We start from the raw sequence: 15885 nt of genomic DNA, 5'->3' as shown, positions 1-15885 counted from the left end.
TCCTCGTCGAGCCGGGACACCAGCCTATCGGCGAGCGGTGCCGCCGGTCAGACCCCCGGGACGATCCGGGCCCGAGCGAGCAGCAGGTAGATCTGGCAGCCGAGGCAGAAGTCGAACGCGGCGTTCAGGAACGCCGCGAAGAAGGCGATCGCCGCGGCGATCGGCACCGCGTACTCGAGGCCGAGGAGCGAGAGCACGACGCCCGCGAGCGCGACGGCGAAGCCGACGCCCTGCGCGAAGGTCGGCGGGCGCGGGTCCTCGAGCTCGGCGGGCGGCGCGAGCCGCGGGCGCACGAGCTTTGCGAAGATCAGGCCGTACGGATGCCGCCGGATGCCGGCGAACGCGCCCCACGCGAAGAGCAGCGTGATCGCGACGAGCAGCCAGAATGCCGCGGTCTCGGCCCCTGCGATCGCGAGCACGACCGTGATGAGCAGCAGGGTCGCCGTGATGGCCGCGCCGAAGCGCGGGCCGCGCGGGTCGATGCCCGCCGATGCGCGGGCGGTCGTGCGGTCGGCTGCCGGTGCTGCTGCCTGTGCCGATTCAGCCGGAGATGACATGGGGGCTCCTCAGGAGGTCGTCGAGTCGTTCACGCACGGCGGCGGCGCGGGGGAGGCCAGCGATGCGGGCGAACACCGCGCCGTCGGCGTCGAGCAGCAGGGTCGTCGGCGTCTCGGTGACGCGGAAGCGGCCGGCGAGGTCGGGGCGATGCGTGAGGTCGACCTCGACGTGCGCCGCGCCGTCGTGCTCGCCGGCGAGTTGCGTGAGCAGCCGCCCCGTCGCCGGGCAGCGGGCGCAGAACTCGGTCGAGAACTGCACGAGCGTGGCCCGCTCGCCGAACGCGGCGACGCCGAGCTCGGCCGGCTGCACCACGTCACCCGAGCCGTTGCGGGCGATGCCCTGCCGCGAACGCCAGACGAGGCCGAACGCGGTCGCCGCGGCAACGAGCGCCGCGCCGGTCGCGAGTGCGGGGAGCCAGTCCATGCGGTCGAGCGTACGCAGCGCGCGTCGCCCCATGCGGAGTGTGACCGAGGATGACGGTCTGCCGCGGCATCCGCTCGCCTTCGCCGAACTGCCGCCGGCGCGGGTTAGCCTTGTGTGGATGGCCGAGACGATCTCAACTCCGTACGAAGACCTGCTGCGCGACGTGCTCGAACACGGCGCCGTCAAGACCGATCGCACGGGCACGGGCACGCGAAGCGTGTTCGGCCGCCAGCTGCGGTTCGACCTCTCCGAGGGCTTCCCGCTCGTCACGACGAAGCGCGTGCACTTCAAGTCGATCGCCTACGAGCTGCTGTGGTTCCTGCAGGGCTCGTCGAACGTCGGCTGGCTGCGGGAGCACGGCGTCACCATCTGGGACGAATGGGCCGATTCCGCCGGCGAGCTCGGTCCCGTCTACGGCGTGCAATGGCGGTCGTGGCCGACGCCGTCGGGCGAGACGATCGACCAGATCTCCGAGGTGATCGAGCAGATCCGCACGAACCCCGACTCGCGCCGCCTCATCGTCTCTGCGTGGAACCCCGCTGACATCCCCGACATGGCGCTCGCGCCGTGCCACGCGCTCTTCCAGTTCTACGTGGCCGACGGCAAGCTCTCGTGCCAGCTCTACCAGCGCAGCGCCGACCTCTTCCTCGGCGTGCCGTTCAACATCGCCTCCTACGCGTTGCTGACCCACATGATCGCGGCGCAGACCGGCCTCGAGGTCGGCGACTTCGTCTGGACGGGCGGCGACTGCCACATCTACGACAACCACGTCGAGCAGGTCGCCGAGCAGCTCACTCGCGAGCCGTTCGCGCCGCCGACCCTGCGCCTCGCGCGCACGCCCGACTCGGTCTTCGACTACGAGTACGAGGACTTCATCGTCGAGGGCTACCAGCACCACCCGCCGATCCGCGCGGCCGTCGCGGTATGAGCGAAGCGGATGCCTCGGCCGGCCCCGCCTCGGCTGCACCCGCGCCGAGGCTCGGCCTCATCTGGGCCGAGGCGCACGGCGGCGTGATCGGAGCCGGCGGCGTGATGCCGTGGCACGTGCCAGAAGACCTCGCCCATTTCAAGGCGGTCACGCTCGGCAGCCCCGTCGTGATGGGACGCAAGACCTGGGACTCGCTGCCCGAGCGCTTCCGCCCGCTGCCGGGGCGCGCGAACATCGTCGTCACCCGCAACGAGGAGTGGGCGGCCGACGGTGCGATCCGGGCGGGCTCGATCGACGACGGGCTGGCGGTGGCCGCGGCATCGGACCCCGAGTGGATCTGGGCGATCGGCGGAGGCGAGCTCTTCGCCCGGCTCATCGACCGGGCCGATCGGCTCGAGGTCACCGAGCTCGACCTCGACATCCCCGGCGACGCCTACGCCCCCTCGATCGACCTGAGCTGGCGGCTCGTCGAGACCGACGACACCGCGACGCATGCCTCTCGCACGGGCGTCGGCTACCGCTTCCGCCGCTACGCCCGGCCCTGACGCCGAGGCGCTGACTGCGTCGCTGAGTCACAGGATGAAACACGTGGCGCGCCGATGCGCGGCGGCGCGTCGCGTGTTTCATCCTGCGACCCAGCGTCGCGGGTGATGCGCGGGGCGCGTCGGCGGCGGGAGCGGGCGACCGTCGGGCCCGCCGCGCGGGGTCGACCCGATACGCTGGAGAGCGTGACCTCAGAGAACCCCTTCGGACAAGTGCTCGTCGCGCTCGTCACGCCGATGACGGCGGACGGCGAAGTCGATTGGGCCGGGGTCGAGAAGCACATCGACGATGTCATCTCGGCCGGCGCCGACGGCATCGTCGTCACGGGCACCACGGGCGAGACCTCGACGCTCACCGACCCCGAGAAGATCCGACTCGTCGAGGTCGGCAAGGATGTCGCCGCGGGCCGCGCCAAGATCATCACGGGCGGCGGGTCGAACGAGACCGCCCACGCGATCGAGCTCTACAAGCACTCCGAGCGCGTCGGCGCCGACGGCATCATGATCGTCACGCCGTACTACAACAAGCCGACGCAGGCCGGCATCCTGACCCACTTCCGGCTCGTGGCCGACGCCACCGACCTGCCGGTCATCCTCTACGACATCCCCGGCCGCACGGGCGTGCCCATCAAGTACGAGACGATCCTGCGTCTCGCCAAGCACCCCAACATCCTCGCCGTGAAAGACGCCAAGGGCGACTTCTCCGAGGTCAGCCGGGTGCTGAACCAGACCGACCTCATGTACTTCTCGGGCGACGACGCCAACGTGCTGCCGCACCTCGCGATCGGCGCCACGGGCCTCATCGGCGTCACCGCGAACATCGCGCCCGCGCCGTACCGCACGATCGTCGACGCCGTGAACCGCGGCGACCTCGCCACCGCGACGGCCGCCCACCAGCAGCTCGAACCGCTCGTGCGCGCCACCATGACGCACGTGCCGGGAACGGTCGCCGCGAAGTACATCCTGCACGGCCTCGGCCGCATCTCGAGCCCGCGCGTGCGCCTGCCCCTCGTCGGCCCCGAAGAGTGGGAGGCCGCCCTCATCGAGGACGAGATCGACCACGTGCAGGGCATCCCGGGCGTCGACTTCCACAACTTCCGCCCCGACCGCAACGCCGCAGCCGGCGGCGCGCTGCCGAAGGTCGCCGGAACCACCCGCTGAACCAGCGGATGCCGCGGCGCGCACCCGCCCGCTCCGACATCCGCCCCGAGACATCCGCCGGTCACAGGGCCGGCACCGAACTGAACACCGCAACAGAAGGAGGGCACATGCCCGACGTCGTCATCGATCCCGCCCCGCTCGAGGCCGGAACGCTCCGCATCATCCCCATCGGCGGCCTGGGGGAGGTCGGCCGCAACATGACCAGCTACGAGATCGACGGCAAGATCCTCATCGTCGACTGCGGCGTGCTCTTCCCCGAAGAGCACCAGCCGGGCGTCGACCTGATCCTGCCCGACTTCGGCTTCCTGAAGTCGCGCATCGACGACATCGTCGGCGTCGTGCTCACGCACGGCCACGAAGACCACATCGGCGCGGTTCCCTACCTGCTGAAGCTCCGGGGCGACATCCCCCTGATCGGCTCGCAGCTCACGCTCGCGCTCATCGAGGCGAAGCTCAAGGAACACCGCATCAAGCCGTACACCCTCACGGTGAAAGAGGGCGGGCACGAGCAGATCGGCCCGTTCCGGCTCGAGTTCATCGCCGTCAACCACTCGATCCCCGACGCTCTCGCCGTGGCGATCAAGACCGACGCGGGCACCGTGCTCGCGACCGGCGACTTCAAGATGGACCAGCTGCCGCTCGACGGCCGCCTCACCGACCTGCGCGAGTTCGCGCGTCTCGGCGAAGAGGGCGTCGACGTCTTCATGGTCGACTCCACGAACGCGGATGTCCCGGGCTTCACGCCGCTCGAGCGCTCGATCGGCCCCGTGCTCGACGAGGTCATCAACCGCGCGCCGCGACGGGTCATCGTCGCGAGCTTCTCGAGCCACGTGCACCGCGTGCAGCAGGTGCTCGATGCCGCTTGGGCGAATCACCGGCGCGTCGCGCTCCTCGGCCGCAGCATGGTGCGCAACATGACGATCGCCGCCGAACTCGGCTACCTGAAGGTGCCCGAGGGTGTGCTCATCGACTACAAGAAGGCCGGCAACATCCCCGACGACGAGATCGTCTACATGTCGACCGGGTCGCAGGGCGAGCCGATGGCGGTGCTCTCGCGCATGGCCAATCGCGATCACCAGATCGAGATCGGCGAGGGCGACACGGTGATCCTCGCGTCGAGCCTGATCCCGGGCAACGAGAACGCGGTCTACCGCGTCATCGACGGCCTCACGAAGCTCGGTGCGAACGTCGTGCACAAGGCGAACGCGAAGGTGCACGTCTCGGGCCACGCGGCCGCCGGCGAACTGCTCTACTGCTACAACATCCTGAAGCCGAAGAACGTGCTGCCGATCCACGGCGAGTACCGGCACCTCTTCGCGAACGCGAAGCTCGCTCAAGACACCGGCATTCCCGAGAAGAACACCTTCATCGGCGAGAACGGCACGGTCTACGACCTGCGCGGAGGTGCGCTCAGCGTGGTCGGCCAGCTCGACCTCGGGTTCGTCTACGTCGACGGCTCGACCGTCGGCGAGATCACCGACGCCGACCTGAAGGACCGCCGCATCCTCGCGGAGGAGGGCTTCATCTCGGTCATCGTCGTGGTCGACGCCTCGACGGGCCGAGTCATCACCGGACCCGAGATCCACGCGCGCGGCTTCGCCGAAGACGACTCGGTCTTCGACGACGTCAAGCCGAAGATCATCGACGCCCTCGCCGAGGCCGCTCGCAACGGCGTGCGCGACTCGCACGCGCTCTCGCAGATTGTACGGCGGGTGCTCGGCGGCTGGGTCAACCGTCGCCTGCGCCGTCGCCCGATGCTCGTGCCCCTCGTCATCGAGGCGTAGCCACCGCGCACCAGCACGCCCAGAACGGCCCGTCCTCGGACGGGCCGTTCCTCGTTTCCTGCGCGTTGGAGGCGGGTCTCGGGGATGACCCGGAATCCTCCCTGAGAAGGATTCCCCTGTCGTCGCCGACTCCCTAGGGTGGGGGAGATGCCCGGCGACCCATCCCGCCCGGGCGACCCGACAAGGAGTGCCGTGGCCGTCTGGCGCAAGTGGATCTTCCCGACCGTTCGAATCGTGCTCGTGGCGGTGATCGCGATCGCACTGGCGAAGCTCGCGTTCTTCCCCGATCGCGCCGAGGCCGACAGCGAGACCCTCTCGCCGACCGGCAGCGTCTCCGAGCCGCAGGTCGTGGTCGCGCGCGGATCGATCGCGAACGACGTGGTGCTGACGGGCACGGTCAACGCGGATGCCTCGGCGCCCGTCAAGGCGACCGGCACCGGCGCCGTCGACGAGGTCTTCGCCGCAGCCGGGCAGCAGGTCGCAGCCGGGCAGAAGCTCTACGACATCAAGGTGCAGGACGAAGTGGAACCGGTCGAGACCGTCGGGCCCGACGGCATGCCGACGATGACGACGCCGAAGCCCTCGTTCCACTTCGAGAAGGTGCTCGCCCCCACCGCAGGCGTGCTCTCCTCGCTCGACGTGATCACGGGCCAGCCGGTGGCGACCGGGGACGTCACCGGGCAGGTGGCGCCGCCGAGCTTCAACGTCACCGCGACCCTCAGCCCCGAGCAGCAGTACCGACTGACGAGCGCGCCGACCGAGGCGCTCGTGACGATCGCGGGCGGGCCCGCCCCCTTCACCTGCGGCGGTCTCGTGATCTCGACGCCGCTGTCGGGCGCCGGCGCGGGCGCGGGCGGAGCCGGCGCGGGAGCGGCGGGCGGCGCGGGAGGCACGGGCGGCGAGGCATCCGGTGGCACGACCGTTCGGTGCGCGGTGCCGGGCGACGTGCGCGTGTTCCCGGGGCTCTCTGCCCAGGTCAAGATCTCGGCCGGCAGCGCCGACGACGTGCTCGTGGTGCCGATCACGGCGGTCGAGGGCGGGGCGGAGACGGGCGTCGTCTGGCTCGTGACGGCCGAGGGCGAACGCGTCGAGCAGCCCGTGAAGCTCGGGCTCAGCGACGGAACGCAGGTCGAGGTCGTCGAGGGCGTCGCCGAAGGCGACCAGGTGCTCGAGTTCGTGCCCGGCGCGCCGGGCGAGGCGGGCCAGGAGGGCTGCGTGCAGTCGCCCGACGGCATGATGATGTGCGGAACCCTCACCCAATGACGCTCGTCGAGGCACGCGGCGTCGGCCGCACCGTCGAACTGCCCGACGGACGGCCGCTCACGATCCTGTCGGGCGTCGACCTCTCGGTCTCCGAGGGCGACCGCGTCTCGATCGTCGGCCGCTCGGGCTCGGGCAAGTCGACGCTCCTGAACCTGCTCGGACTGCTCGATGCACCGACCGAGGGCGAGCTCGCCTTCCTCGGCCACGATGTGCGTCGCATCGGCAGCGGTGCTCGCGACCGCCTGCGCGGCAGCGAGGTCGGCTTCGTCTTCCAGCAGTTCAACCTGCTGCCGGGCCGCACTGCGCTCGAGAACGTGCAGACGCCGCTCCTGTACTCCGGCGGCCGTGAGTTCTGGCGGCGCGAGCGCATCGCGCGTGACATGCTCGAACGCGTCGGGCTCGGCGAACGGCTCACGACGAAGCCCGAGCGGTTGTCGGGCGGTGAGCAGCAGCGGGTGGCGATCGCTCGGGCCCTGGTGCGCAAGCCCCGACTCATCCTCGCCGATGAACCGACCGGCGCCCTCGATCTCGAGACGGGCGCCGAGGTCATGGCGCTCATCGAGGCTGTGGCGGCCGAGACCGGTGCTGCGCTCGTGACGATCACGCACGATCCGACGATCGCGGCGCGATCGAATCGCCACTTCCTGCTTCGCGGCGGCAGGCTCGAGTCCGCGGATGCCGCGGGCGACGACTCGAACGACGGGGTCGCGCGCTCCGTGGTCGAGGCTGGCGCGAAGCCTGCGGCGGAGACCGATGCAGCAGCCGAGATCGAGGCCGTCGCATGAAGGGCTGGCTGATCCGAACCGCGACCGGCATCGTGAGCACCATCGTCGAGGCGCTCGAAGAACTGCGCATCCACCGCGGACGAGTGCTGCTCTCGCTCATCGGGGTCGCAGTCGCCGTCTGCGCGCTCACGACCGTGGTCGGCGCCGGAGCCATCGCCGAGCAGGCGGGCCGGGAGATGTCGGAGCGATTCGGCGGTCGCCCCGCCACCGTGTCGATGAACGTCAGCACCGGCGGCAGCACGCCCGACACCGAGACGGTGGGCGCTGCGTGGCAGACCACGCTCGACCGGCACGGGATCGACTACGCGAGCCGATCGGGCTACGGGAGCCTCACGGTCCAGTTCGTCGACGGCGCGGTGCCGGTGGCGATGCAGGTCGTCGATCCCGACTACGGGCTGATGCACCGCATCCGACTCGCGGAGGGCGCCTGGTTCACCGACCGCGACGCCGACCGCATGGCTCCGGCCGTCATCGTGAACGAGGCCTTCTGGAAGCGGCTCGGAAGCCCGGCCCTCTCGACGCACCCCACGGTCGAGCTGGTCGGCAATGGGCGCGTCATCGCCGTCATCACGGGCGTGACACCCGCGCAGAACGAGTGGGACACCGAACCGACCGCGTTCATGCTCACCGACTCGTTCATCCCATTGCAGCCCGAGACGGCTGATCCGATGATGGGCGCCTACATGCCGTCGTACGAGATGTGGGTTCCCGACGGGTCGGCCGATCAACTCACGGAGTCGGTGAAGCGCGCACTCCAATCCGAGCTCGGCGAGGGTGCGACCGTCGACGGATGGCGCAGCGACTATGCCGCCCAGGAAGGCGACCCGTTCCTGCCGATCAAGCTCATGGTGGTCGGCGTCGCGGTCGTCATCCTGCTGCTCGGCGCGCTCGGCCTGCTCACGATCGCGCTCGTCACGGTCCGCGGACGCATCCGCGAGATCGGCATCCGCCGTTCGTTCGGCGCCACCGCGGGCCGCGTGTTCTTCTCGGTGCTGATGGAGACGGTCGTCGGCACGTTCGTCGCGGGCGTCGTCGGCGTCGGGGTCGCGATCGCCCTCGTGCGCAGCCCGCTCATGGGCATGGCGCTCGGCGGGGCCGAGGTGCAGGACATGCCGGGGTTCCCGATCGAGGCGGCGCTGATCGGCATCGGGGCCGCCGTCGCGGTCGGCGCACTCGCCGGACTCCTGCCGGCGCTCGGCGCGGTACGGGTGAAGGTGATCGACGCGATCCGGTTCTGAGGCCGCGGGCGCCGACGGCGCGAAACACCGCCGAAACACTCCGCGCGTAGCATCCGGCCATGGCGGCATTCACGTTGCGGCCGGCTGCCCCCGACGACGGTTCGTTCCTCGCCGACATGGTGGTCGAGGCCGCGAACTGGCGATCGGGAGGCACCCGACCGCGACCGACGGTGCTCGCCGATCCCGCGTCTCGCGGCTACATCTCGGGGTGGCAGCGGCCGGCCGATCGCGGCGTCGTCGCGCTCGACGGCGAGGGCCGGCCGGTCGGCGCCGCCTGGTACCGGCTGTTCGCCGCCGACGCTGCGGCCCACGGCTTCGTCGCGGTCGGGGTGCCCGAACTCATCATCGGCGTCCGGCCGCTCTGGCGTGCGCAGGGTGTCGGACGCGGCCTGATGCAGGCGCTCGCCGAGACCGCACGCGCGGCCGGGTTCGCCCGACTCGCCCTGAGCGTCGAGCACGGCAACTTCGCCGCCACGCTCTACAGATCAGAGGGCTTCGCCGTCGTCGCCTCGCATGGCGGGCGAGACACGATGGTGCGTTCGCTGGGCTGACCTCTGCGGCTCGCTTCCGCTGGAATCCGGGGCGAATGGCACGGCGGATCGCGAACACTCGCATCCGGCTGTCGTCCAGTGCGGGCGCGCGGCCGTAGCCTTGTGGACATGGCTACGAGCACCAGGTCGAACGGGCGTGCCTCGGGCGCGTCCTCGCGTGCTTCGAGTTCCCGAACTGCGCCCACGAAGAAGCTGCCGGCCGCGAGCACCCGCGCCGCCGCGACGAAGAAGGCGCCAGCCGCACCCGAGGGGCCGAACCTCATCGTGCGCGCTTGGATGGGTCTCGCGCACCTGACCGGCGGGGCGGCCCGCGCACTCGGCCCCGAGACGCTCTCGAAAGAGGAGCGCCGCGACGGCCTCCCGTTCTTCATCGTCGTGCTCGCGATCATCGGCGCCGTCGTCGAGTGGTTCCTCATCAACGAGCCCGTCGCCCAGACCCTCGACTCATGGACTTTCGGCGGACTCTTCGGCCGCGTGGCCTTCGCGCTGCCCGTCGTCATGCTGCTGTTCGCGGTCTGGCTGTTCCGGCACCCGAGCTCGGTGCACGACAACACCCGCATCGGCATCGGGCTGGGCCTCCTGCTCCTGACCGTCTCCGCCCTCTGCGACATCTTCGGCGGGCAGCCCGAGCCGCGCGAGGGCATGGCCGTGCTCGCCCGTGCCGGCGGTATCCTCGGCTGGCTCGTCGCAGCGCCCCTCATCGCCCTCATCACCCAGGCCGGCGCTGCTGCCGTCGTGATCGTGCTGCTGCTGCTCTCGCTGCTCATCATCACGAAGACGCCGCCGAATCGCATCCCGGCGCGCTTCCGCGAGCTCTACGAATGGCTCTTCGGCGCGACCCACGACGAGACCGACGCCCCGCCCGAGGCGAAGCCGAAGCGCGAGCGCAAGAAGTCGGTGCAGACCGAGCTCGACGGCATCGACGCCCTCGGCGACGGCGACGACGAGGAGCCGAAGGGCGGCATGCTGCCGTGGTGGCGCCGCAACGACTCCAATCGTGAAGAGGACCCCGCGTTCGAGGCCACCGGCGTCGAGGGCCTCACCGAGGTGTTCGGAGCGGGCTCGGCCGCCGGCAGCTTCGAGACGCCGCTCGAGGGCGTCGGCCAGAGCAGCTACAACACCGAGGTGCTCGGCGACCTCGAGCGCGCCGAGTCGGCGCTGCAGCAGTTCACGGGCGACGTGCCGCGCGGCGGCACCGGTCTCCGCGGCGACGACGCCGGCGCCACGAACGTGCTCGCCGCGTTCGACGTCGCGGGCGACGCCGACGACGCGGCAGCTCTGCCGGGCGCCGGCGCACCCGATGCGTCGGAGTTCGATGCGGAGGCGGCATCCGAACCCGATCGCCCCTACAACCTCCCGGCCGCGTCGACGCTCGCCGCCGGCGCCCCGGCCAAGAAGCGCTCGCAGGCCAACGACGACGTCGTGCGCCAGATCACCGGGGTGCTCGAGCAGTTCGGGGTCGACGCGAAGGTCACGGGCTTCTCGCGCGGCCCGACCGTGACGCAGTATGAGATCGAGCTCGGCCCGGGCGTGAAGGTCGAGCGCGTCACCGCGCTGTCGAAGAACCTCGCCTACGCCGTCGCCTCGAACGAGGTCCGCATCCTCTCGCCGATCCCCGGCAAGAGCGCGATCGGCATCGAGATCCCGAACGCCGATCGCGAGATCGTGACCCTCGGCGACGTGCTGCGCTCGGGCAACGCCGCGAACGCGACGCACTCCATGACGATCGGCGTCGGCAAGGACGTCGGCGGCGGCTACGTCGTCGCCAACCTCGCGAAGATGCCGCACCTCCTCGTCGCCGGCTCGACGGGCTCCGGCAAGTCGAGCTTCGTGAACTCGATGATCACGTCGCTCCTGATGCGCGCGAAGCCCTCCGACGTGCGCATGGTGCTCATCGACCCGAAGCGTGTCGAGCTCGCCCCGTACGCGGGCGTGCCCCACCTCATCACGCCGATCATCACGAACCCGAAGAAGGCCGCAGAGGCGCTCTCGTGGGTCGTGAAGGAGATGGACATGCGGTACGACGACCTCGCGTCGTTCGGCTTCCGCCACATCGACGACTTCAACAAGGCCGTCGTGAACGGCGAGATCGTGCTGCCGGCCGGCTCCGAGCGCAAGCTCAAGCCATACCCGTACCTGCTCGTCGTCGTCGACGAGCTCGCCGACCTCATGATGGTCGCCCCGCGCGACGTCGAGGACTCGATCGTGCGCATCACGCAGCTCGCCCGCGCCTCCGGCATCCACCTCGTGCTCGCGACGCAACGACCCTCGGTCGACGTCGTCACCGGCCTCATCAAGGCGAACGTGCCGTCGCGGCTCGCGTTCGCCGTCACGAGCGTCACCGACTCGCGCGTCATCCTCGACCAGCCGGGTGCCGACAAGCTCATCGGGCAGGGCGACGCGCTCTTCCTGCCCATGGGCGCGTCGAAGCCGCTCCGCGTGCAGGGCGCCTGGGTGAGCGAAGACGAGATCGAGCGGGTCGTCAAGCACGTCACCCGTCAGGCACGTCCGGAGTACCGGCAGGATGTCGCGGAATCCGCCCCCCGGAAAGAGATCGACTCCGACATCGGAGACGACCTCGAGCTGCTGCTCGCGGCAGCCGAGCTCGTGGTGTCGACCCAGTTCGGCTCGACGTCGATGCTGCAGCGCAAGCTCCGCGTGGGCTTCGCGAAGGCCGGGCGCCTCATGGACCTGCTCGAGTCGCGCGAGATCGTCGGCCCGTCCGAGGGGTCGAAGGCGCGCGACGTGCTCGTGACCGCCGAGCAGCTGCCCGGCGTGCTCGCCCGACTCCGCGGCGAGGAGCCGGCGGCTGCACCGGCAGCGCGGCCTGCTGCGGCGCCGGCACCCGCTCCCGCGCAGACCGGCCCGCTCGGCGGCGGCATCGCTCCCACCGAAGCGTACGACGCCCCCGACGCGCGCTACGACGACCCCGTCGCACGCATGAGCGAGGGCCTGCCCGAGGTCGAGGGCGACACCGACGAAGACGCATGGGGCCTCACCGGCCGCGACTGAGCCGCGACTGATCCGGGACCGCTCCGGTACGCACGTCGGCCTCTCCACGCGACCGCCCGGCCGGTAGTCTGACCGTATGACCTCTTCCGCCGGCACCCCCGCGCGATCGGCGAACTGGAACCTTCCGAACGCGATCACCGTCGTCCGCATCCTCGCCGCGCCCGTCTTCTTCTGGATGCTGCTCGCCGACGGGGGCGCCGACGGCGCGCTGCGGTGGTGGGCGGCGGCGCTGTTCATCGTCGCGATCGCGACCGACGGCATCGACGGCTACATCGCGCGCTCGCGCGGACTCGTGACCGACCTCGGCAAGATCCTCGATCCGATCGCCGACAAGCTCCTCACGAGCGGCGCGCTCATCTGCCTCTCGATTCTGAACGAGCTGCCCTGGTGGGTCACCGCGATCATCGTCGTGCGCGAGGTCGGCATCACGGTCTGGCGGCTGGTCGAGCTCCGCCGCGGCAACGTCGTGCCCGCGTCATCCGGCGGAAAGCTCAAGACGCTCGTGCAGGCGGTCGCGATCTCGTTCGCACTCGTGCCGCTCTGGACCGTCGTCGGCGACTGGATCTTCTGGGTCAACGGCGTGCTCATGACCGCGGCCGTCGTGCTCACCCTGTGGTCGGGCCTGCTCTACGTGCGCGACGCGGTGCGTCTCGCGCGGGCACCCCGCGACGCGAGCTGAGGCGAGCGAGCGGATGCCTCGTGCCACCGAAGACCCGGCAGCCCGACTCATCGCCGAGCTCACCGAGCGCGGCCTGCGGGTCGCCGTCGCGGAGTCCCTGACGGGCGGGCTCGTGGTCGCCGAACTCACGAGCGTGCCCGGGGCATCCGTCGTGGTCAGCGGCGGCATCGTCGCGTACGACACCGCGGTGAAGCGGTCGGTGCTCGGGGTCGACGCAGACCTGCTCGCCACCGAGGGCGCCGTGCACTCCGAGGTCGCCCGGCAGATGGCCGATCGCGTGCGCAGCGTGCTCGCGGTCGACGGACGAGCGGCCGAACTCGGCATCGCGACGACCGGTGTCGCAGGGCCGACCGATCAGGACGGCAAGCCGCCGGGCACGGTGTTCGTCGGCATCGCGTTCGGTGTCGAGGTCGAGACGATCGCGCTCGCCCTCCGCGGCAACCGTGCCGAGATCCGGATCGCGACCGTGCAGGCCGCGATCGACGCGGCGCTCGCGCGGCTCGTCCGGGCCTGAGTCGAGCCGTCGCCCGGTCCGTCGGGCCCGATCCGTCGGCCCCGCGGGGTCAGGCGAGCGGGCGCCCGTGCGGCGCGCGGTACCGGTGCTCGGGGCGTCCGGCGTTGCCGTAGCGGGGCGACACCTCGGCGACACCGCGTGACACGAGGTGCTCGAGGTAGCGACGGGCACTGACCCGTGACATGCCGAGGGATTCGGCGATCTCTGCTGCCGAGGCATCCGAATCGCGCGCGGCCAATTGCGCGGCGACGCGCTCGAGGCTCACCGGGGACAGGCCTTTGGGGAGCACGGCCCGTCGGTTCGACGCACCCCCCAGCATCTGGTCGACGGCACGCTGGTCGAGTGCTGCACCCGGCATCGCGGAGTCGGCGACGATGCCGCGGCGCACCTCGTCGAGTCGTTCGCCGAGCGCCGCACCCGAGAACGGCTTCACGAGGTAGTGGCGCACGCCGAGCTGCCGCGCCCGGCGGACCGTGTCGAGGTCGCGCGCCGCGGTCACGGCGATGACCTCGACGTCGTCGTCGGCAGCGCGAAGGCGCCGCAGCACGTCGATGCCGCCGAGGTCGGGCAGGTAGACGTCGAGCAGCACGAGCTGCGGCCGGTGCAGCTCGATCGCCGCGAGCGCCTCGGCGCCGGTGTGCGCCTCGGCCACGACCGTGAAGCCGGGCCGTGCGTCGACGAAGGCGCGATTGACCTGCGCCACGGCGAAGTCGTCGTCGACGATGACGACGCGGACATCGCTCATGCGCGTGCCCCGATGCCGGCGGCTGCGATCTCCGCAGTGCGCTCGCGGTCGTCGGGCCCCGGCCATGGGAGTCGCACCGTGAACCGCGCCCCGCCCGCCGGCGATGCGGCGACGGCCGCGGAACCGCCGAGCCGATCGGCGATACGCGTGACGATCGTGAGTCCGATGCCTCGCCGTGCCTTGCCCGGCGCGGCCGACTTCTCGCTCACATCGGGTTCGAAGATCGCCGAGCGCCGATCTTCGGGCACGCCGGGGCCATCGTCGTCGACGCGGACGACCACGGTCGCCGGGTCGAGGTCGTCGCGGATCGAGAGCGTCACCCGGCCTCCGAGCACGCACGCTTCGATCGCGTTGTCGAGCAGGTTGCCCACGACGGTCAGCAGCTCGGTCCGCGGGGCGTCGTCGCCCGCCGCATCGAGGTGCGATTCGGGGTCGAGGCGGAGTTCGATGCCGAGCTCCTGCGATCGCGAGCGCTTGGCGAGCACGAGCGCGGCCGTCTCGACGTCGCCGATGCCGTCGTGCTCGTCGAGCGTCGAGAGAGCTCCGCCACTGCCGACGCGCTCGATGAACGCGATCGCGGCCTCGACGTGTCCGAGCTCGAGCAGCCCGCTCACGACGTGCAGTTTGTTGGCGAACTCGTGCGACTGCGCCCGCAGGCCCTCTGCGAGACCCTGCGCCCCCTCGAGCTCGCGCAGGATCGTCTCGAGCTCGGTGCGGTCGCGCAGGATCGCGATCGAGCCGATCTCGCGACCGTCGACGCCGACCCGGTCGCCGTGCACGAGCAGCACCCGTTCACCCGACAGCACGAGCGTCTCGCGATCCTCGCCCGACGCGATGAACGCGGCGAGCTCGCGATCGAGCACCGCGTCGACCGGCACGCCGAGCACCGCGCCGGGTTCGTCGACATCGAGGAGGCGTGCGGCCGCGTCGTTCATCAGCACGATGCGGCCGCCGTCGTCGACGGCGACGAGGCCCTCGCGGATGCCGTGCAGCATCGCTTCGCGGGTCTCGAGGAGCGCCCGGATCTCGTCGGGCTCGAGCCCGTAGATGCGGCGACGGATGACGCGGCCGATCCATGCCGAACCGACCACCCCGATCACCGCGGCCGCGACGAGCGCGACGAGGAGCATCGTGAGGCCGCCCGCGAAGTCGGCGCGCAGCTCGGACTCGAGGATGCCCACCGAGACCTGCCCCATCACCTCGCCGTCGGCCGCGAAGATCGGCACCTTCACGCGCCACGACTCGCCGAGCGTGCCCGTCTGGGTGCCGACGTAGACCTGGCCGGAGAGCGGGATCGCCGGGTCCGTCGAGACCTTCTCGCCGATGCGATCGGGGTTCGGGTGCGAGTAGCGGATGCCGAGGTCGTTCGCCACGACGATGTACGTGACGTCGGAGGCGCGGCGCACGACCTCCGCGACGGGCTGGATCGTCACCGCGGGGTCGAGATCGTCGAAGGCCTCGGTGATGACGGGGAGTCCGGCGACCGACTGCGCGACGGCGACCATGCGGTCCTCGTAGGCGTCTCGCAGCTGCTGCTCCTGCATCCAGACGGCGGCGACGCCCGTGCCGACCACGGTCGTGAGCACGATGACGATCTGCAGCAGCAGGAGCTGCATGCCAAGCGTCATCGACCGGCCCATCCGTCAAGTGTGCCGCACGACGCCGCGGTGCCAGGCCGCGGGACCGTGACCAATACGACCGA

Annotated in this window: 15 protein-coding genes; 11 read left to right on the top strand and 4 right to left on the bottom strand. The window is 71.0% G+C overall.

Features of this window, described 5'->3' with window-relative positions; translation table 11 throughout:
- Positions 1–47: 47 nt before the first annotated feature.
- Together ACFCVM_RS13240 and ACFCVM_RS13235 are read right to left on the bottom strand one after the other, a co-directional pair.
- A complete protein-coding gene (locus tag ACFCVM_RS13240) occupies positions 48–557 on the bottom strand; it encodes a DUF4395 domain-containing protein (RefSeq protein WP_375836835.1) in 510 nt (169 codons plus the stop codon).
- Positions 541–981 carry a thioredoxin family protein gene (locus tag ACFCVM_RS13235; RefSeq protein ID WP_375836833.1) on the bottom strand — a complete coding sequence of 147 codons (441 nt, stop codon included), beginning with the start codon at positions 979–981 and terminating at the stop codon, positions 541–543. Before ACFCVM_RS13235 ends, ACFCVM_RS13240 begins: the two co-directional genes overlap by 17 nt.
- Before the next feature lie 118 nt (positions 982–1099).
- On the opposite strand from ACFCVM_RS13235, the gene ACFCVM_RS13230 reads away from it, so the two are divergent.
- The 11 genes from ACFCVM_RS13230 (at position 1100) to ACFCVM_RS13180 (ending at position 13438) form a co-directional block, all read left to right on the top strand.
- The gene (locus tag ACFCVM_RS13230; protein WP_375836831.1) at positions 1100–1909 is read left to right on the top strand and encodes a thymidylate synthase; all 810 of its coding nucleotides are present in this window, start codon (positions 1100–1102) and stop codon (positions 1907–1909) included.
- Positions 1906–2454 (top strand): dihydrofolate reductase, encoded by a 549-nt coding sequence (locus ACFCVM_RS13225; protein WP_375836829.1) that lies wholly within the window; start codon positions 1906–1908, stop codon positions 2452–2454. Before ACFCVM_RS13230 ends, ACFCVM_RS13225 begins: the two co-directional genes overlap by 4 nt.
- Before the next feature lie 183 nt (positions 2455–2637).
- Positions 2638–3612 (top strand): 4-hydroxy-tetrahydrodipicolinate synthase, encoded by a 975-nt coding sequence (gene dapA, locus ACFCVM_RS13220; RefSeq protein WP_375836828.1) that lies wholly within the window; start codon positions 2638–2640, stop codon positions 3610–3612.
- Between the two features lie 107 nt (positions 3613–3719).
- Complete coding sequence (locus ACFCVM_RS13215) at positions 3720–5396, top strand: ribonuclease J (protein WP_375836826.1); 1677 nt, start codon at positions 3720–3722, stop codon at positions 5394–5396.
- A gap of 192 nt (positions 5397–5588) precedes the next feature.
- Positions 5589–6659, top strand: a complete 1071-nt coding sequence (locus ACFCVM_RS13210) for a hypothetical protein (RefSeq protein WP_375836824.1) — start codon at positions 5589–5591, stop codon at positions 6657–6659.
- A complete protein-coding gene (locus ACFCVM_RS13205) occupies positions 6656–7444 on the top strand; it encodes an ABC transporter ATP-binding protein (RefSeq protein ID WP_375836822.1) in 789 nt (262 codons plus the stop codon). Before ACFCVM_RS13210 ends, ACFCVM_RS13205 begins: the two co-directional genes overlap by 4 nt.
- Positions 7441–8682, top strand: a complete 1242-nt coding sequence (locus tag ACFCVM_RS13200) for an ABC transporter permease (protein ID WP_375836820.1) — start codon at positions 7441–7443, stop codon at positions 8680–8682. The genes ACFCVM_RS13205 and ACFCVM_RS13200 overlap by 4 nt, the downstream gene beginning before the upstream one ends.
- Before the next feature lie 59 nt (positions 8683–8741).
- Positions 8742–9233: a GNAT family N-acetyltransferase gene (locus ACFCVM_RS13195; protein ID WP_375836818.1), complete on the top strand. Its 492-nt coding sequence runs from the start codon at positions 8742–8744 to the stop codon at positions 9231–9233.
- Positions 9234–9341: 108 nt separating this feature from the next.
- Positions 9342–12245 carry a DNA translocase FtsK gene (locus ACFCVM_RS13190; protein ID WP_375836816.1) on the top strand — a complete coding sequence of 968 codons (2904 nt, stop codon included), beginning with the start codon at positions 9342–9344 and terminating at the stop codon, positions 12243–12245.
- Positions 12246–12321: 76 nt separating this feature from the next.
- A complete protein-coding gene (pgsA, locus tag ACFCVM_RS13185) occupies positions 12322–12924 on the top strand; it encodes a CDP-diacylglycerol--glycerol-3-phosphate 3-phosphatidyltransferase (RefSeq protein WP_375836814.1) in 603 nt (200 codons plus the stop codon).
- A gap of 13 nt (positions 12925–12937) precedes the next feature.
- A complete protein-coding gene (locus ACFCVM_RS13180; protein WP_375836811.1) occupies positions 12938–13438 on the top strand; it encodes a CinA family protein in 501 nt (166 codons plus the stop codon).
- Between the two features lie 49 nt (positions 13439–13487).
- Here ACFCVM_RS13180 and ACFCVM_RS13175 read toward each other — a convergent pair whose 3' ends face one another.
- Positions 13488–14183, bottom strand: coding sequence for a response regulator (locus ACFCVM_RS13175; RefSeq protein ID WP_375836809.1), 696 nt, complete (start codon positions 14181–14183; stop codon positions 13488–13490).
- On the bottom strand, positions 14180–15811 hold the full coding sequence (locus ACFCVM_RS13170; protein ID WP_375836808.1) for an ATP-binding protein: 1632 nt from the start codon (positions 15809–15811) through the stop codon (positions 14180–14182). The genes ACFCVM_RS13175 and ACFCVM_RS13170 overlap by 4 nt, the downstream gene beginning before the upstream one ends.
- Positions 15812–15885: the final 74 nt, after the last annotated feature.

Source organism: Agromyces sp. NPDC056389 (assembly GCF_042262385.1).
Lineage (GTDB): Bacteria > Actinomycetota > Actinomycetes > Actinomycetales > Microbacteriaceae > Agromyces.
This window is presented reverse-complemented; position numbering and strand designations above follow the sequence as displayed.